The sequence below is a fragment of the Flavobacterium litorale genome, assembly GCF_019613795.1.
GTDB lineage: Bacteria > Bacteroidota > Bacteroidia > Flavobacteriales > Flavobacteriaceae > Flavobacterium > Flavobacterium litorale.
In genome coordinates, this window is record NZ_CP080429.1 from 1,624,987 (window position 1) to 1,640,158 (window position 15,172).

The 15,172-nt window shown below is 37.1% G+C and carries 18 protein-coding genes and 5 tRNA genes; 9 read left to right on the plus strand and 14 right to left on the minus strand.

What is annotated here, in order from left to right; translation table 11 throughout:
• Nucleotides 1–41: 41 nt before the first annotated feature.
• The 7 genes from proS to K1I41_RS07365 all read left to right on the plus strand — a co-directional run bounded on the left by proS (nt 42) and on the right by K1I41_RS07365 (nt 3,654).
• Entirely contained in the window at nt 42–1,517 is a 1,476-nt protein-coding gene (gene proS / locus K1I41_RS07335) for a proline--tRNA ligase (RefSeq protein WP_220639728.1), read from the plus strand.
• Nucleotides 1,518–1,597: 80 nt separating this feature from the next.
• A tRNA-Glu gene (locus K1I41_RS07340) sits at nt 1,598–1,669 on the plus strand.
• A 59-nt stretch (nt 1,670–1,728) separates the two neighbouring features.
• Nucleotides 1,729–1,800: transfer RNA gene (locus tag K1I41_RS07345), tRNA-Glu, on the plus strand.
• Between the two features lie 37 nt (nt 1,801–1,837).
• The gene (gene rpsT, locus K1I41_RS07350) at nt 1,838–2,089 is read left to right on the plus strand and encodes a 30S ribosomal protein S20 (RefSeq protein WP_220639729.1); all 252 of its coding nucleotides are present in this window, start codon (nt 1,838–1,840) and stop codon (nt 2,087–2,089) included.
• 168 nt (nt 2,090–2,257) lie between these two features.
• A complete protein-coding gene (locus tag K1I41_RS07355; RefSeq protein ID WP_220639730.1) occupies nt 2,258–2,812 on the plus strand; it encodes an RNA polymerase sigma factor in 555 nt (184 codons plus the stop codon).
• 1 nt (nt 2,813) lies between these two features.
• Nucleotides 2,814–3,182 (plus strand): hypothetical protein, encoded by a 369-nt coding sequence (locus tag K1I41_RS07360; protein WP_220639731.1) that lies wholly within the window; start codon nt 2,814–2,816, stop codon nt 3,180–3,182.
• 145 nt (nt 3,183–3,327) lie between these two features.
• Complete coding sequence (locus K1I41_RS07365) at nt 3,328–3,654, plus strand: hypothetical protein (RefSeq protein WP_220639732.1); 327 nt, start codon at nt 3,328–3,330, stop codon at nt 3,652–3,654.
• Between the two features lie 3 nt (nt 3,655–3,657).
• Here the strand turns inward: K1I41_RS07365 and K1I41_RS07370 are convergent, their stop codons facing one another.
• The 7 genes from K1I41_RS07370 to K1I41_RS07400 all read right to left on the minus strand — a co-directional run bounded on the left by K1I41_RS07370 (nt 3,658) and on the right by K1I41_RS07400 (nt 8,481).
• The gene (locus tag K1I41_RS07370) at nt 3,658–4,707 is read right to left on the minus strand and encodes an endonuclease/exonuclease/phosphatase family protein (RefSeq protein ID WP_220639733.1); all 1,050 of its coding nucleotides are present in this window, start codon (nt 4,705–4,707) and stop codon (nt 3,658–3,660) included.
• A gap of 88 nt (nt 4,708–4,795) precedes the next feature.
• Nucleotides 4,796–5,941, minus strand: a complete 1,146-nt coding sequence (alr, locus tag K1I41_RS07375) for an alanine racemase (protein ID WP_220639734.1) — start codon at nt 5,939–5,941, stop codon at nt 4,796–4,798.
• The gene (locus K1I41_RS07380; RefSeq protein WP_220639735.1) at nt 5,941–7,059 is read right to left on the minus strand and encodes an amidohydrolase; all 1,119 of its coding nucleotides are present in this window, start codon (nt 7,057–7,059) and stop codon (nt 5,941–5,943) included. The genes alr and K1I41_RS07380 overlap by 1 nt, the downstream gene beginning before the upstream one ends.
• Before the next feature lie 115 nt (nt 7,060–7,174).
• Nucleotides 7,175–7,993, minus strand: a complete 819-nt coding sequence (locus K1I41_RS07385) for a class I SAM-dependent methyltransferase (protein WP_220639736.1) — start codon at nt 7,991–7,993, stop codon at nt 7,175–7,177.
• 179 nt (nt 7,994–8,172) lie between these two features.
• Nucleotides 8,173–8,254 (minus strand) — tRNA-Leu (locus tag K1I41_RS07390).
• 52 nt (nt 8,255–8,306) lie between these two features.
• Nucleotides 8,307–8,379 (minus strand) — tRNA-Lys (locus K1I41_RS07395).
• 29 nt (nt 8,380–8,408) lie between these two features.
• Nucleotides 8,409–8,481 (minus strand) — tRNA-Lys (locus tag K1I41_RS07400).
• 130 nt (nt 8,482–8,611) lie between these two features.
• Here K1I41_RS07400 and K1I41_RS07405 point away from each other — a divergent pair.
• Nucleotides 8,612–9,127 (plus strand): shikimate kinase, encoded by a 516-nt coding sequence (locus tag K1I41_RS07405; protein ID WP_220639737.1) that lies wholly within the window; start codon nt 8,612–8,614, stop codon nt 9,125–9,127.
• Here K1I41_RS07405 and K1I41_RS07410 read toward each other — a convergent pair.
• From K1I41_RS07410 to K1I41_RS07420, 3 genes are read right to left on the minus strand one after another with little or no spacing between them, the layout of a single operon-like run.
• On the minus strand, nt 9,124–9,618 hold the full coding sequence (locus K1I41_RS07410) for a phosphoribosyltransferase family protein (RefSeq protein WP_220639738.1): 495 nt from the start codon (nt 9,616–9,618) through the stop codon (nt 9,124–9,126). The two genes, K1I41_RS07405 and K1I41_RS07410, sit on opposite strands and share 4 nt — an antisense overlap.
• Before the next feature lie 12 nt (nt 9,619–9,630).
• On the minus strand, nt 9,631–10,215 hold the full coding sequence (locus K1I41_RS07415; protein ID WP_220639739.1) for a methyltransferase: 585 nt from the start codon (nt 10,213–10,215) through the stop codon (nt 9,631–9,633).
• Entirely contained in the window at nt 10,202–10,594 is a 393-nt protein-coding gene (locus K1I41_RS07420; RefSeq protein WP_220639740.1) for an RNA-binding S4 domain-containing protein, read from the minus strand. Before K1I41_RS07420 ends, K1I41_RS07415 begins: the two co-directional genes overlap by 14 nt.
• Nucleotides 10,595–10,674: 80 nt before the next feature.
• On the opposite strand from K1I41_RS07420, the gene K1I41_RS07425 reads away from it, so the two are divergent.
• Entirely contained in the window at nt 10,675–11,565 is an 891-nt protein-coding gene (locus tag K1I41_RS07425; protein WP_220639741.1) for an FKBP-type peptidyl-prolyl cis-trans isomerase, read from the plus strand.
• A gap of 57 nt (nt 11,566–11,622) precedes the next feature.
• On the opposite strand, the gene K1I41_RS07430 is transcribed toward K1I41_RS07425, so the two are convergent.
• The 4 genes from K1I41_RS07430 to K1I41_RS07445 form a co-directional block, all read right to left on the minus strand.
• On the minus strand, nt 11,623–12,546 hold the full coding sequence (locus tag K1I41_RS07430; protein WP_220639742.1) for a hypothetical protein: 924 nt from the start codon (nt 12,544–12,546) through the stop codon (nt 11,623–11,625).
• 78 nt (nt 12,547–12,624) lie between these two features.
• A complete protein-coding gene (locus K1I41_RS07435) occupies nt 12,625–13,578 on the minus strand; it encodes a transketolase family protein (protein ID WP_220639743.1) in 954 nt (317 codons plus the stop codon).
• 76 nt (nt 13,579–13,654) lie between these two features.
• On the minus strand, nt 13,655–14,503 hold the full coding sequence (locus K1I41_RS07440; RefSeq protein ID WP_220639744.1) for a transketolase: 849 nt from the start codon (nt 14,501–14,503) through the stop codon (nt 13,655–13,657).
• 118 nt (nt 14,504–14,621) lie between these two features.
• On the minus strand, nt 14,622–15,113 hold the full coding sequence (locus K1I41_RS07445) for a hypothetical protein (RefSeq protein ID WP_220639745.1): 492 nt from the start codon (nt 15,111–15,113) through the stop codon (nt 14,622–14,624).
• Nucleotides 15,114–15,172 lie beyond the last annotated feature (59 nt).

Genomic DNA, 15,172 nt, shown 5'->3' on the forward strand with positions numbered 1-15,172 from the left:
TGAAATAAATATAAACAATATTTGTGCCAATCTAATAAAAAATGAGTAAGAACTTAACGAAGCGATCAGAAGATTATTCCAAATGGTACAATGAACTGGTTGTAAAAGCAGACCTTGCAGAAAATTCTGGAGTAAGAGGATGTATGGTTATAAAACCATACGGCTATGCAATTTGGGAAAAGATGCAGGCAGAATTAGATAGAATGTTTAAGGAAACGGGGCATCAAAATGCTTACTTTCCTTTATTTATACCTAAATCCTATTTTAGCAAAGAGGCAAGCCACGTAGATGGTTTTGCTAAGGAGTGCGCTGTGGTTACCCATTATAGGCTTAGAACTGCTGAAGACGGAAAAACAATAGAGGTAGACCCTGATGCTAAACTAGAGGAGGAGTTAATAGTACGCCCAACATCCGAAACTATTATATGGGATACCTATAGGGGTTGGGTACAATCGTATCGTGATTTACCATTGTTAATAAACCAGTGGGCTAATGTAGTGCGTTGGGAAATGCGAACACGATTGTTTTTGCGTACCGCCGAGTTTTTATGGCAAGAAGGGCATACAGCACATGCTACAGAAAAAGAAGCGGTTGCTGAGGCAGAGCAAATGTTGGATGTATATGCCGACTTTGCAGAGAATTTTATGGCAATACCTGTTATTAAAGGTGTTAAAACCGCTAACGAGCGTTTTGCAGGGGCTATAGAAACGTATTGTATAGAAGCCTTAATGCAAGATGGTAAAGCATTGCAGGCAGGAACATCGCACTTTTTAGGGCAAAACTTTGCCAAAGCCTTTGATGTTAAGTTTGCCAATAAAGAAGGGAAGCAAGAGTATGTTTGGGCTACCTCGTGGGGGGTTTCTACACGGTTGATGGGTGCATTGATAATGACGCATTCTGATGATAACGGACTTGTATTACCACCAAACCTTGCACCAATACAAGTTGTTATAGTGCCAATATACAAAACAGATGAACAGTTTGATGCTGTGTCTGAAACGGCAAAAGAGCTTATGGCTAAGTTGCGTAAACTGAATATATCCGTTAAGTACGATAATCGGGATACGCATAAACCAGGCTTTAAATTTAACGAATACGAGCTTAAAGGCGTACCAGTACGTATAGGACTCGGACCAAAAGACTTGGAGAATGGTACTTTTGAAGTAGCGCGTAGAGATACACTCTCTAAAGAAGTTGTGGCTAGCGAAGATGTTGTAGCCCACATACAAAATTTACTAGAGGAAATACAAACCAATTTGTATGCTAAAGCACAAACCTATAGGGATGCGAATATAACCGAAGTAAATAATTTTGATGAGTTTAAAGATGTACTAGAAAACAAAGGAGGCTTTATAGCTGCCCATTGGGATGGTACACCAGAGACAGAAGATAAAATAAAAAACCTTACAAAAGCAACCATACGTTGTATAGCTTTAAACAGGAAAGAGGAGCCAGGAAGCTGTGTATTAACAGGTAATCCATCGGCTGGAAGAGTACTGTTTGCAAAGGCATATTAAAAATTTATATTTTTTTTGTTTCGAGTATTGCGTAAATAAAAAATAGTTGTATTTTTGCATCCGCATTACAGAAACAAAATGGCCCGTTCGTCTATCGGCTAGGACGCCAGGTTTTCATCCTGGTAAGAGGGGTTCGATTCCCCTACGGGCTACTAAGTTAAAAAAAAGTAGCCACCTGTAAAAAGGTTTACTTTTTGTTTAAGCTAACACTGGTCCGTTCGTCTAGGGGTTAGGACGCCAGGTTTTCATCCTGGTAACAGGGGTTCGATTCCCCTACGGACTACAAAATAGAATAATTAAGACATTTAAGACAACAGAAAATGGCAAATCATAAGTCAGCTTTAAAAAGAATAAGAACTAGCGAAAAGAAAAGAGTGTTGAATAAATACCAACACAAAACGACTCGTAATGCCATAAAAGCACTACGTACATCTACAGATAAGAATGATGCTTCACAAAAGCTTTCGGGTGTTATCGCTATGATAGATAAATTAGCTAAGAAAAACATTATTCATGCTAATAAGGCTTCAAACCTTAAATCAAAACTAACAAAACACGTAGCTACACTTTAATAGCCACTACCGTTTATAATATAGCATAAGCTCCCTTTTAGGGAGCTTTTTTTGTTTGTATACCTACCCATACCCTTCAATTAAAATTATTTTGAAAAAAAAAGTCATTTTTTAAAGTAAAATAGCGTTTCGTTCGTCTTCTATAGTATACAGCAAGTACTACCACTAATGCCAAGAAGAAAAGCCCGCCTTACATCAGAAATAATCAAAGAATTTGGAGTACAGCTATCCATTTTTATTACAGGTCGTGTACATCAAAACCAAGATGCTCAAGATATACTGCAAGACGTCTGGTATCAATTAAGTAGGCTCACTAACATGGATGAGGTAGAGAACATAGGCGCATGGTTATACCGTGTTGCCCGAAACAAAATTACCGATCTCTACCGCAAACAAACAAATGACTTACTAGAGGATTATACTTACGAAGCAGAAGATGGTACTATAGAAATTCGAGATATTCTTTTATTAGATACAACAAACGACCCAGAACTTGCGCTGTATAAAAAAGCGTTTTGGGAAGCACTATTAATTGCGTTAAACGAATTACCAGCACTGCAAAGAGAAGTTTTTGTACTTAACGAAATAGATGGCGTAACCTTGAAAGAAATTGCGGATAGGCAGCAGGAGAATATTAAAACAATTATTAGCCGTAAAGGGTATGCTGTAAAGCACTTGCGCAAAAAACTACACTATTTACATAACGATTTAAATAAACACTAAAATGAGACGAAAAATGGATAATAACAAAAAGTATCGCGATGCAGTAAAATTTATGTTTTTTGTACCGCTTATTATCGGTTTAATATTTGGTATATCGGCACTAGTAATGTGGTTGTGGAATACTATTTTACCAGATTTAATAGGGGTAAACCAAGTAGGGTATTGGCATGCTATGGGCTTACTATTACTCTCTAAAATATTATTTGGTGGCTTAGGTTCGGGCAACAAGTTTAATTCTGAAAAAAAGGCAACAGAAAAAATGAAAAGTGAGGAAAACCAATATAAACAATTAGATGATATGAGCAACGAAGAGCTTAGAAAGTTTAAAGAGGAATTAGATAGACGTTGCGAACTGTTACCTTATAAATAATAGTCGAAATTTATTTAAATAGAGCATAATTTTATGAGAATAAATTTATATTTTAGCAAAAATTCTAATTATTAGATTTTTTGCTCCCATTAAATGATTACGCAAGTATAGCTGCTTAGTTGTGTACCGTACAACGCTTAATCTTATGTTACGACATCTTATTCTTATAACTTTTGTGGCTATTGGCGCTAGCTTTTTACTCACTTTTTTTTCGCGTCCTTATTTGGCGGAAACTGTTATTGTGAGTGCTACCATTGCTTATGCCGTTTTAACAGTAGTTACTATTTTTCAGGCTGGTTTTAAATTTAGAGCCCCTTTTATATCGGAGGTTATTCTTGGAGGCTTATTAATATTACTGCTTAGCGATGGCTACAAATACGCAGGTGCACAACCCGTTGTTTACTATTTGTTTTGTGCTTCCTTTGTGCTTCGTACCATTACAATGAAAGATGAAAAATTAGCGCATCACTAATTGTTAGGTTTTATTTTTCTTTTCCTTTGCTTCAGCAACATCATCAGAATCGGGTTGTAAAACCTCGTGTTCGTTACTACTACCTTCAGGCTCATATTGTACATCAATAAAAATAGGGAAGTGGTCAGACCCGTAATTGTTCAAGCGTTTTATTGTATTGAGCCTAAAATTGGGTGAAATAAAAGCATGGTCCAACGGAAAGCGTAAAAAAGGATATTTGGCATGAAACGAGTTAAAAAAGCCTCTGCCACGCCTTGGGTCAAGTAAACCACTCATTTTTAAAAATAGTTTTGTGGTGTGGCTCCAGGCTACATCATTTAAGTCGCCTATTACTATTACAGGATTACTCTGCTCCGCTACAATATCAGCTAATAATAATAACTCTTTGTCGCGCTCGGTAGCACGAATGTTCTCTGTAGGCGATGGCGGGGTGGGGTGAACGCCGTACAATTGTACTTCCTGACCATTTTTTAAAGTAAAACATGTATGTATTGATGGTACATCATCTTCTACTATAAATTTAACCGCAGTATTGGTTAGTTTTAGTTTGGAGTAGAGTAGCATACCATAGGTGTTTTCTTGCGGTACTAGTACATGATGTGGGTATTTTTCTTTAAGTTCTTCAGTACCTTTTTTCCAAGTGTTGTTTGTTTCCAACAGAAAAACAATATCGGGGTTGGTTTTGTATATTTCACTAAGGCAGCCCTTTATATTGGTATTGTATTGGTATACGTTGCTAATCATTATGCTAACGCTTTGGTTGGGTTTAACCGTATTTGCCCTATATACTTGTTTATTACCAAGCGTTGTAAATGGGAGTATTTGGCATCCTAAATAAATAATATTTAGTGCAATTGATACAGTTAATATCCAAAATAAAGTATCGTTACCATTATACAGGTTTAATAAAAGTATCAAGCAAATTACAGATAACGTAAACTTTTGCAAACGCGGATAATCGTTAACACGAAAAACCCAATAATCATTTCGCACTAACGATAATAATGTAAACAGCAACAAAAGCCCCGTTAAAACAGTAAGAAATACATTCAAAATTTCTTGTATTGGTTTACTTACAAATATAATATTACTACGTTTAATAAATGTTATTTTTATTATAACACTTAGTCTACGTTTTGGCTTATACCATTTTTCGCTCTATTCCTTTAGGAAGTCGTGTTAGCAACTCGTAATTAAGCTGATTACTCATTTCGCCAAACGATGCTACGCTTACTTCGTGTTCGCCTTGCATTCCTATTAACGTTACGGTATCGTTTATTTTTACGTCGCCTATACTGGTTACATCTATGGCAATACAATTCATATTAACAGTGCCAATTACAGGAGCGCGCCTACCATTTATAAGTACTATACCTGTATTGCTCAGGCTTCTGCTAAAACCGTGTGCGTACCCTACAGGAACAATGGCAAGTTGCATGCTTTGATGCGAAAAGAATGAAGTTCCGTAGCCTATAAACTCCCCTGGTGGTACCTCTTTCATGCTCATTACGGTACTTTCCCAACTAATAATACGTTTTAATGGCGATTCTTCTAAATTATGTTTATTAAGATATTCTATAAGCACCTCAGGACCCGACCAAAAACCGTATTGCATAATACCGATGCGTATCATATCGTAATGCATATCAGGTATTCGTACTGCTGCTGCCGAGCAACATGCATGAATCGTTTCGGGCATTACCTCAGCCTCTTTAAACGCTTTTATGGCTTTTTTAAAACCTATTTTTTGCTTTTTAATCCGAACATAATTTACAATACTTTCTGCACCTGCAAAATGCATGCATAGTCCTTTAAAAATTAACGTATCGGTATTATTTTTTAAATGTGTTATTAGTTCAGGTATTTCTGCGTGCTCAAAGCCTGTGCGAAACATGCCTGTTTCTATCTCAATATGTACAATGGCTTTTTTGTTGAGTTTTGCTGCTGTATTTATGGCTGTTGCCAAACGCTCCATAGTAAATACATAAAACTCAATACCGTTTGCAATTGCCCACTCAATATCCTGCTCATCTAACGAACCCATTATCATTATGGTACTATTTGCCGAAGCTACCTCATATACCTCGTAAGCCTCGCTTGCATTAAAAACCGAGAAGTGGTTTACACCGCAGGCTTCTGCCATAGGTACGTAGGTACTAATGCCATGCCCATAGGCGTTACCCTTTACAACGGCACTTATTTTGGTTTTATTGAAATATGTTTTTAAAAATTTCCAGTTGGACTGTAGTGCAGCTTGGTCTAGCTTAATAACCGATGATGCTTTCATTATGCCTGTGCTTCTTTTTGTATGGTGGTAAACATTTTTATTCCTGTTTGTGTTATTTCATCAGGATAATCGTAGGCGGGGTGGTGTAGCGGAAAACAATCTTTACCAGACCCAACACCGAACATGGCACCAGGGTATAGGTTGGTAAAAATACCAAAGTCCTCGCCAAATCGGAATCCATCATCAATAGCATTATATTCTGAATTAGTTGTCTTTGCTGCTTTTTGAATTACAGCTACAGCATCGTTATGGTTTTGATTTGATTCGAAAGGCTCTATAATCTCAAAACTAACTTCCAGTTCTTCATCCTTAGCTATTTCAGTTGCTTTGCTTTTAATGCTTGCCATAGCAGCATCTAACCTTTGGTTACTATCAGCCCTAACGGTTAAGTGTACTGACCCTTCTCCTGCAGAAATACCATAAGCTTTTTCGCCCATTGCTGTATGTACTGGTGTTACGGTTACATACGCGGGTTTATCTTCCATATTCAGAGCCAATGCCTCCAGCATGTATTGGCTCATTGCTTTTGCAGGATTTCTGCCATTCCAAGGTTCTGCAGCGTGTGCGGTGTATCCTTTAAAATGAGCTGCTAAACTCACTACGCTTGATGTAAAGCTGCCTGTTTTGCAAACAATACTATGCATGGTGTAACCGGGTAAATTATGCAGTGCAAAAACCATATCTATATTCAAGCCTTTTAATGTACCATCGGCAACCACATTGCGTGCGCCCCAACCGTTTTCTTCGGCAGGCTGAAACAGCAAGTATACATTCCCTTTTTCGGGACGTTGCGCTGCAAAATGCTGGGCAACACCATACATTATAGTAGTATGCCCATCGTGCCCGCACTTGTGCGATACCCCTTCGGTATTGGATTTATATGTGGTACTTATCGTTTCTTGTATCGGTAAAGCATCAATATCGGCACGTAACAATATGTTTTTCCCTACTGCTTTGCCTTTAAACGTTACAAGTATACCCGTATTGGCCGTTTTTTCTACTTTATCAGCATTTAGCTTACCCAAAAGGTTAAGCATATACTCTTGCGTTTTGTATTCGTTTTGCGACACCTCAGGGTGTTTATGCAAGTAATGCCTCAGGGCGGTAAGTTCCTCCATGATTCGTTTTTTAATTTTTATAATAATACGAAAAATATTACGCCTTTAAAAACAATAAAGTGCAAACAATGGTTAATATTGTATGCACTTTATTTAATTTGTGGTTATTATATTTTTATCTCGATTTTTTAGCAGCTATCATCATGTGCGGGCTAAGTGCTAAAGTATCTTCGTTACTCTCCGTGGCTTGTATTAATTTGAGTAATTGTTCTTTCTTTTTGGGGATGAACCAATTCTCAAAAAAGTTTTTATCCAACCAAGCTAAACCTTCTACCGCTAAATGCGCCGTAACGGTTAAATTAGCACTCTCAAACTCTTTCCTAAAGTCTTTCGGACGATGAAAATAGGCGTTACAAAGCATACCAGGGAATGCTTCGGGCGGAAAATGGTATCCTGTAGCAAGTTCCTCTTGACACATAGCAAATACGGCAGGTTCATGAAACATTCCGCTACTAAGTGCAGCTACTGTTGATGCGGTGTACGATATAGCAAAACCCAACACAATACCACCATCTTTTAGGACTCTTTTCGCCTCTTGTAATACTTGTAACCGCGCTACTTCTTCCTGTAAATGGTATAATGGTCCGTGCAGTATTACTACATCAACACTATTATCGCTAAACGGTAGCGTAGAAGCTTCTCCAGCAATAACCGTAAATTTATTGGCATTGTTTTTTGCCCTTTGTTTGGCAAGTGCAATGTGTTTGGGTACGGGCTCTATCAATGTAACATTATGCCCCATGTTGCTTAGCCATGCAGCATAATGCCCCGTGCCACCACCTACATCGGCAATAATGGCTTTTTGTTTTGGTATAAACCGATTAATCAATTCTTTGTTGCGTTCAAACTCAAGGGGTCCTAAACCCGTTTGTAATCGTAAGTCTTCGCTACTTTGGGTGTAAAAATCTTTTATTTCAGTAGCTATAGTATTCATATTGTTTGTATAAAATTAATGTAAAGTGTTTTAGCCCGCTTATTTATAAGAGGCTTGTGAATAAGCTATTGTAAAGCTTTTTATTGGTGGTATTTTATAAAACAATAATAATAGACCAAATATAGTAATTAGGCATAAAAAAAGCGTAGTATACGGTTAGTATATTACGCTTTTTAAAGTGACCATGACTGGATTCGAACCAGCACACCTTACGGCACCACCCCCTCAAGATGGCGTGTCTACCAATTCCACCACATGGCCTAAACGGTAGTAAATAAAAAAAGTTAAGCTATCGTTACGCTTAACTTTTTAGTGACCCGACTGGGGCTCGAACCCAGGACCCCATCATTAAAAGTGATGTGCTCTACCAACTGAGCTATCGAGTCGTTGCATTAGGAAATATAAGGTCTTTTAGTGACCCGACTGGGGCTCGAACCCAGGACCCCATCATTAAAAGTGATGTGCTCTACCAACTGAGCTATCGAGTCATTATATCATTCCCTGAATGCGGGTGCAAATATACGGATGTATTATTAATTATTCAAAGCCATTTTGTTATAAATTTGAGTTTTTTTTGCCTAAAATTGTTTAAGAACTTAGTATATAAGGGCTTATTATATGAAAAAAATTATTTTGTGTGGATATATGGCTTCTGGCAAAACCACAATAGCACGTTTACTTGCTCAGGCTTCGGGAATTACCTCTTTTGATCTTGATGCTATTATTGAAGAACAGACTGGAAAAACGATAGCCACGATTTTTGAAGAAGAGGGCGAAATACAGTTTAGGAAGAAAGAGCACCTTGCATTAAAAGAAATTGTAAACAATAACGAAGCCTTTATTTTGAGTTTAGGTGGTGGTACGCCTTGTTATGCTAATAATCATGAATTTTTACAACGCGATGATGTACTATCAATATATTTAAAAACCTCTGTACCAGAAATTGTAAACCGTATTGAGTTGCAAGGCAGTAACCGCCCCATGTTAAACGGCATGAAAGGGGAGGAGCTAACCGAGTTTGTAGCCAAGCATTTGTTTGACCGTAGTTATTACTATATGCAGGCAAAACACAGGGTAACTACAGATGGTAAAACATCCGAGAATATTGTAAACGAAATAATGAGTTTGTTTTAGCTTAGGCAAGCGTAGGCATCATCATTAGTAAAAGTTACCTGTATATGCTCTTGCAACGATGTAGAGAGCGAAAGCCCTTTAAAATCGGCCTTTACAGGGTATTTTTTATGGTTTCGGTCTACCAAAACCGCAGTTTTAAACTTTTTTAGGGGTACATCCAAAAAGTGTTTTACCCCATATATTAATGTAGTACCTGAGTTTAAAACATCGTCTACAAGTACCAAAGCTTTATTGGTGTACTCTGATGCGGGTAAGGATGTTTGTATTGCCTCTAGCGGTTGCTGTTTATTTATTTTTACTTCACACAAAATAACCTTTAAATCGGATATTTTCTCTAGGGTTGCTGCCAGCTTTTGTGCAAAAATATAGCCGTTACTTGCTATACCTGCCAATACAACCTCGTTTTCGTCAACAAACGTTTCGTATATCTGGTACGCCATGCGCATGGTTTTATGCTCTATTTCTTGCTGTGTAAGGATAACGTGGCTCATTGTGTACTGGGGTTATTTTTTCTCAAAGATAAAAAAGAGTTCTTTACCTTCTCGGGGTTTAATAGAGTTATGAGCTGTTTCTAATGTATGTATCGTAAATAAATCGCCGAAAGACTTTTTATACTCTTCACTATCTCCCCCAAATGGCGGTCCTTGCTCCGTAAGCGGAAACTGGAACAGTAACCCCGCCAGTTTGCCTTTAGGGGCTAATAGGCTATGCATTTTTTTAATATACTTTTCCCGTAATGATGGGTCGAGTGCACAAAAGAAAGTTTGCTCTATAATAAGATCGTAGGTTGCATCGTGCTTAAAAAAATCATCATAAATTAAACGGCTACTATCCAATTCAGGCAATCGTTCCCTAATATTCTCTAAGGGGGTTGGGGCAATATCCAACACGTGGCTATTGGTAAACCCTTGTGTTACCAAGTATTCAAATTCATGCCCATTACCTGCGCCAGGGACTAATATCCGTAACGATTTATCGGTAATTTGGTCAATATACTCTTTTAATGGTGTTGTAATTGTGCCTATGTCCCAAGGCGAGGAATCGTTTTGGTAACGGTTTTCCCAGTAATTTTTATCAAATGTTGTCATCTTCAAAATCTAAAGTATCATCAGTATAATCTTCAATGTCCCTGCGGTCTTTTTTAGTAGGTCGGCCACTACCTTTCGCTCTGTAATGCTCCTTGGCTAATTTTAGCAATGCCAAATGCTCAAAAGCTTCTTTAGGCGTTTCGTCTTTACGGTAAATGTCTACCAATTTAGCCCCTACACGATTGGCAGGAATATCCAGTACACTAAGTTTATAATTAATTTGGTCGCGTCGTAATGTTATAACGTCAGTAGGGTAAACCTCTCTAGATGGTTTAACTTGCTGCCCGTTTACGGCAACATGTCCTTTTTTGCATGCCTCCGTAGCTATATTGCGTGTTTTGTAGTAGCGCACACACCATAAATATTTGTCAATCCTCATACTAAATCCTAAAAATCGTTGTTATAGCTGTACAAAAATAAAGTAAAATTGTATCTTGCGCCATTAAAATAAAAATAAAAATGAAGAGATTTTTTAAGGTTTTTAGCCTACTTGCATTTGTTGCATTTTTTGCTGCCTGTAATAAAGATGATGGGTCGTCTGTAGAGCCACCAAGAGATTATGCAGAGCAGTATGCAGTAGAGAAAGTAGACATTGAAAATTACCTGAAAGAGCATTATATAGCCAGTGTTGATGAAGATTTTAATGTAACGATAGAAGAAATTCCAGATGGCGGCGATCAGGTTTCTATTTGGGACCAAACGGAATATGAATTATTAGCTAAAGATGTTAACCTTGCAGGCGTAAATTTTGAGTTGTATTATTTGGTTTTACGACAGGGGGTTAATGAGCAGCCTACAAGAGCCGATAGGGTTCGTGTAGCTTACAGAGGTTTTAGATTGGATGGAACACAGTTTGATTCTGATCCGTTTCCGCAAGATAATATTTCTCTTATAACTTATGTTAATGGATGGCACGAAATTATCCCATTGTTTAAAACAGGGGTGTATATAGATGAACCTGATAGTCCAAACCCTGCTGAGTTTGAAGATTATGGTGCTGGCATAATGTTTTTACCGTCGGCTTACGGGTATTATAATAATGTTCGTACAGGTATACCTGCCTACAATCCGCTTGTATTTAGCTTTAAATTATATGATTTACAATTTGTTGATAGCGATGGCGATGGCATCCTAAGTAAGTATGAAACCGATAACGGTATTGATATTCGTGATTTTGATAGCGATGGCGATGGTGCGCCTGACTACTTGGATATTGATGATGATAATGACGGCTACTCTACCCGTTTAGAGATAACAATACCTGATACGGATGAGGTTTACGACTTTGAAGATATACCTACTTGCGATGGTGGTACGGTTAAAAAACATTTAGATGCTTCCTGTTTTTAAGGAGAATATACTACCATAAAATAAAAAAGCCTGTTCAATTTGAACAGGCTTTTTTATTTAGTCATTAGATAAAAAATTGCTAATAGTATCAATGATTTTTGATAAGTTATCCTTATAGCTTTCAATGACAGTAAAATGCTTCTCAGTAACATTCTCCATATCTATATAAGCAGCATTTACTTGATTTGCAATACCATTTACTTCTATAGCATCGCTATCTTCAGGGATATATTTTGCTGTAATTTGAAGTAATGGTATAACGAACATTTGAACTAAAAGACCTCTATCTTTTAGTCCGTTATCATCTATAATATTACTGTTTCTATGTGTGTCATTAATAAGGTTGGAGTATTCAGGCATAAATAAATCATTTTCATTAAATGTCCACTTTTTTATGCCTTCATGAATTGATATTTCTATGGCTCGTTTGTTACATAACGTATAATGTTTTGTGTACATAATTTCTCTGTATTTATAGAATTTAGATTCGTGAAAATTATATTTCTCAATGTATGTTCTGAATTCACTCCTTAATGATTCTCTAAAATCATAGAGAGTATAAAGGTTTGATAATAGATTGTTAATCTTTTTTATTTTTTCATCATCATTTATTCCATATTTCCTATAAATACTTTTGATGTCAATAAACTGTAAAAAATCTACATTCACATTTTGGTAAAAGATAAGTTTAAAATCCTTCTCTCTTATATATGTTTCTATTTCATTTAGCTGTCCACCACATGCATCTTTAAGACTTGAAAGGCTATTTTTGAAGAGTTTTAGTTCAATTTCTAAAATTTGGTTGTTATCTCTTTCAGAGTCAGTCTTTTCTCTTCTATATATATGCTCTGCGATTTTGAAACCTCCATATATTGCTATTATGTTTATAATAATTGATAAAATTAGAGAAAGCCAATCAAACCAATTTGGGGAAGAAGCTTCGGCAAATTGCCCGAATTGAAAGTTAAAAATTGAACCCATATCTATAGTAAATTTTAGTGGAACAATAAAAAAATCCCAACCTTTCGATTGGGATTTTAAATATAGTAAATAAAACGATTACTTTCTTTTTATCACTTTTTCGGCAGCAGCTATTATAGCATCGCTGTTCAATTTGTATTTTTCCATTAGTTGTGCAGGTGTTCCACTTTCGCCAAAACTATCTTGTACGGCAACAAATTCTTGCGGTGTGGGGTTGTTAGTAGCCAGTGTACGTGCTACACTTTCGCCAAGCCCACCTAGTATATTGTGTTCTTCGGCAGTAACAATACATCCTGTTTTAGCCACTGATTTTAGTACGATTTCCTCATCTAGTGGTTTAATAGTATGTATGTTAATTACTTCGGCAGTTATACCTTTAGCCTCTAAAGCTTCGGCAGCTATAAGCGCCTCCCATACTAAATGCCCTGTGGCTACTATAGTAACATCGTTACCCTCGTTAAGTAATATACCTTTACCAATTTCAAAAGTACCATTCTCTGGTGTAAAGTTGGCTACCGACGGACGACCAAAACGTAGGTAAACAGGACCATCATGTTCTGCTATTGCAATAGTGGCTGCTTTGGTTTGGTTGTAATCGCAGGTATTAATAACCGTCATGCTGGGTAGCATTTTCATCAAACCAATATCTTCTAATATTTGGTGTGTAGCACCGTCCTCGCCAAGTGTTAACCCTGCATGCGATGCACATATTTTTACGTTTTTACCACTATACGCAACCGATTGACGAATCTGGTCGTAAACCCTACCTGTAGAGAAGTTGGCAAAAGTACCAGTAAACGGTATTTTGCCACCTATAGTCATACCCGCAGCCATACCTATCATGTTCGCTTCGGCAATACCTACTTGGAAGAAACGCTCAGGGTGATTCTTTTTAAAATCGTCCATTTTAAGCGACCCGATAAGGTCGGCGCAAAGTGCTACTACATTTTCGTTGGTTTGCCCCAGCTCGGTTAAACCTGCTCCAAAACCAGAGCGTGTATCTTTATTTCCTGTATTTGTATATTTTTTCATTTTTTTAAAGAATTGAGATTTTAGTAGCTAGAATTTACAGAAATCTAATATCAAATCCAGCCTCTATTATCACTATTTAATAATCGCCTAAAGTTTCTGCATTTTGTGCCAATGCTTTTTCAAGCTGCTCATCGTTAGGTGCTTTACCGTGCCATGCATGGGTATGCATCATAAAATCAACACCGTTACCCATTTCAGTATGTAGTAGTATACAAACAGGCTTTCCTTTTCCAGTTTTTGCTTTAGCCTCAGTTAGTCCAGCAATAATGGCATCCATGTTATTGCCCTCCTTAATTTCCAGTACATCCCAATCAAAAGCCTCAAATTTTGCTTTAAGGCTTCCCATGTTTAAAACCTCGTCTGTAGGACCATCAATTTGCTTCCCGTTAAGGTCTATAGTGGCAATTAAGTTATCTACTTTATAAGCCGATGCATACATAATGGCTTCCCAGTTTTGACCTTCCTGTAATTCGCCATCACCATGTAGGCTATAAACAAGATGACTATCGTTATTTAGTTTTTTGGTTTGTGCTGTACCTATTGCCACGCTCATGCCTTGCCCAAGCGAGCCCGATGCTACGCGTATACCTGGTAATCCCTCGTGTGTAGTAGGGTGCCCTTGTAGTCTTGAGTCAAGCAATCTAAAAGTAGCGAGCTCCGATACGGGGAAATAACCGCTACGAGCTAACACGCTATAAAATACAGGCGATATGTGCCCATTAGAAAGGAAAAATACATCTTCATTTATGCCATCCATATCAAAACCTTCCTTGCGCTGCATTATGTTTTGGTAGAGCGCTACCATAAATTCGGTACAGCCTAATGAGCCACCTGGGTGACCTGAATTTACGGCATGCACCATACGAAGGATATCCCTTCTTACCTGAGTAGTTAAATCGTTAAGTTGTTGTGTATTAGGTTTCATTTGTAGAAATTAGTTAAACAGTTGCAAAAGTACTCCTAAATTTTATGTGTGGCAAAATTAATTTGAGCTACCAAGGCGATGCACTTAGTTAAATAATTACGAAAAAATCAATTGTACTTTATTGCAGATTATTTAGCTGCTTTCTGAGTTGTATAATAGATAGTACGTGTACAAATATTGCTGAAGGCATAAAAAATGTAGGGAGGAGTAAGAATGGAAACTGATTGAATTCTCGTAAAATAAATTTTGTAGATGTACCCCATACAGATGGCGCATAAAAGGATGTAATAAATATAAATGCTGCAAACAACACAATGGCAATACCTACTATATTCCAAGCAATCAATAGTTTTTTAGATGCATTTTTTTGCATAGCGTATAACCCTATAAACAGTGCCGAAATACCAAGTAAAACATCGTAGTTGTAGCCATGAAAAGTAGCTTGTACGGGTAAAATTTCTGCTAAAAAAGTATAATAAAAAAGTACTTCTATTACGGCTCTGAAGCTCTGATAGAATATGGGTATGTGTATTGGTAGGTTTTTTAGAATATTACTATTTCGGTTTTTAAATAAGAAGATGACTGTAAACAGAAATAAAGGAATAATCATGAATAAAGGTATTCTTGGCGGAAACGATAAATCTTGATAAAAGCCTGTAGTTGTTATTG

Coding starts and splice junctions, on each gene's coding strand:
- K1I41_RS07355 (WP_220639730.1), top strand. CDS start 2,258: ATGCCAAGAAGAAAAGCCCGCCTTACATCAGAAATAATCAAAGAATTT.
- K1I41_RS07415 (WP_220639739.1), bottom strand. CDS start 10,215: ATGACAACATTTGATAAAAATTACTGGGAAAACCGTTACCAAAACGAT.
- K1I41_RS07405 (WP_220639737.1), top strand. CDS start 8,612: ATGAAAAAAATTATTTTGTGTGGATATATGGCTTCTGGCAAAACCACA.
- K1I41_RS07435 (WP_220639743.1), bottom strand. CDS start 13,578: ATGAAAAAATATACAAATACAGGAAATAAAGATACACGCTCTGGTTTT.
- K1I41_RS07360 (WP_220639731.1), top strand. CDS start 2,814: ATGAGACGAAAAATGGATAATAACAAAAAGTATCGCGATGCAGTAAAA.
- K1I41_RS07445 (WP_220639745.1), bottom strand. CDS start 15,113: ATGATTATTCCTTTATTTCTGTTTACAGTCATCTTCTTATTTAAAAAC.
- rpsT (WP_220639729.1), top strand. CDS start 1,838: ATGGCAAATCATAAGTCAGCTTTAAAAAGAATAAGAACTAGCGAAAAG.
- K1I41_RS07365 (WP_220639732.1), top strand. CDS start 3,328: ATGTTACGACATCTTATTCTTATAACTTTTGTGGCTATTGGCGCTAGC.
- K1I41_RS07385 (WP_220639736.1), bottom strand. CDS start 7,993: ATGAATACTATAGCTACTGAAATAAAAGATTTTTACACCCAAAGTAGC.
- K1I41_RS07440 (WP_220639744.1), bottom strand. CDS start 14,503: ATGAAACCTAATACACAACAACTTAACGATTTAACTACTCAGGTAAGA.
- proS (WP_220639728.1), top strand. CDS start 42: ATGAGTAAGAACTTAACGAAGCGATCAGAAGATTATTCCAAATGGTAC.
- K1I41_RS07420 (WP_220639740.1), bottom strand. CDS start 10,594: ATGAGGATTGACAAATATTTATGGTGTGTGCGCTACTACAAAACACGC.
- K1I41_RS07380 (WP_220639735.1), bottom strand. CDS start 7,059: ATGGAGGAACTTACCGCCCTGAGGCATTACTTGCATAAACACCCTGAG.
- K1I41_RS07430 (WP_220639742.1), bottom strand. CDS start 12,546: ATGGGTTCAATTTTTAACTTTCAATTCGGGCAATTTGCCGAAGCTTCT.
- alr (WP_220639734.1), bottom strand. CDS start 5,941: ATGAAAGCATCATCGGTTATTAAGCTAGACCAAGCTGCACTACAGTCC.
- K1I41_RS07425 (WP_220639741.1), top strand. CDS start 10,675: ATGAAGAGATTTTTTAAGGTTTTTAGCCTACTTGCATTTGTTGCATTT.
- K1I41_RS07410 (WP_220639738.1), bottom strand. CDS start 9,618: ATGAGCCACGTTATCCTTACACAGCAAGAAATAGAGCATAAAACCATG.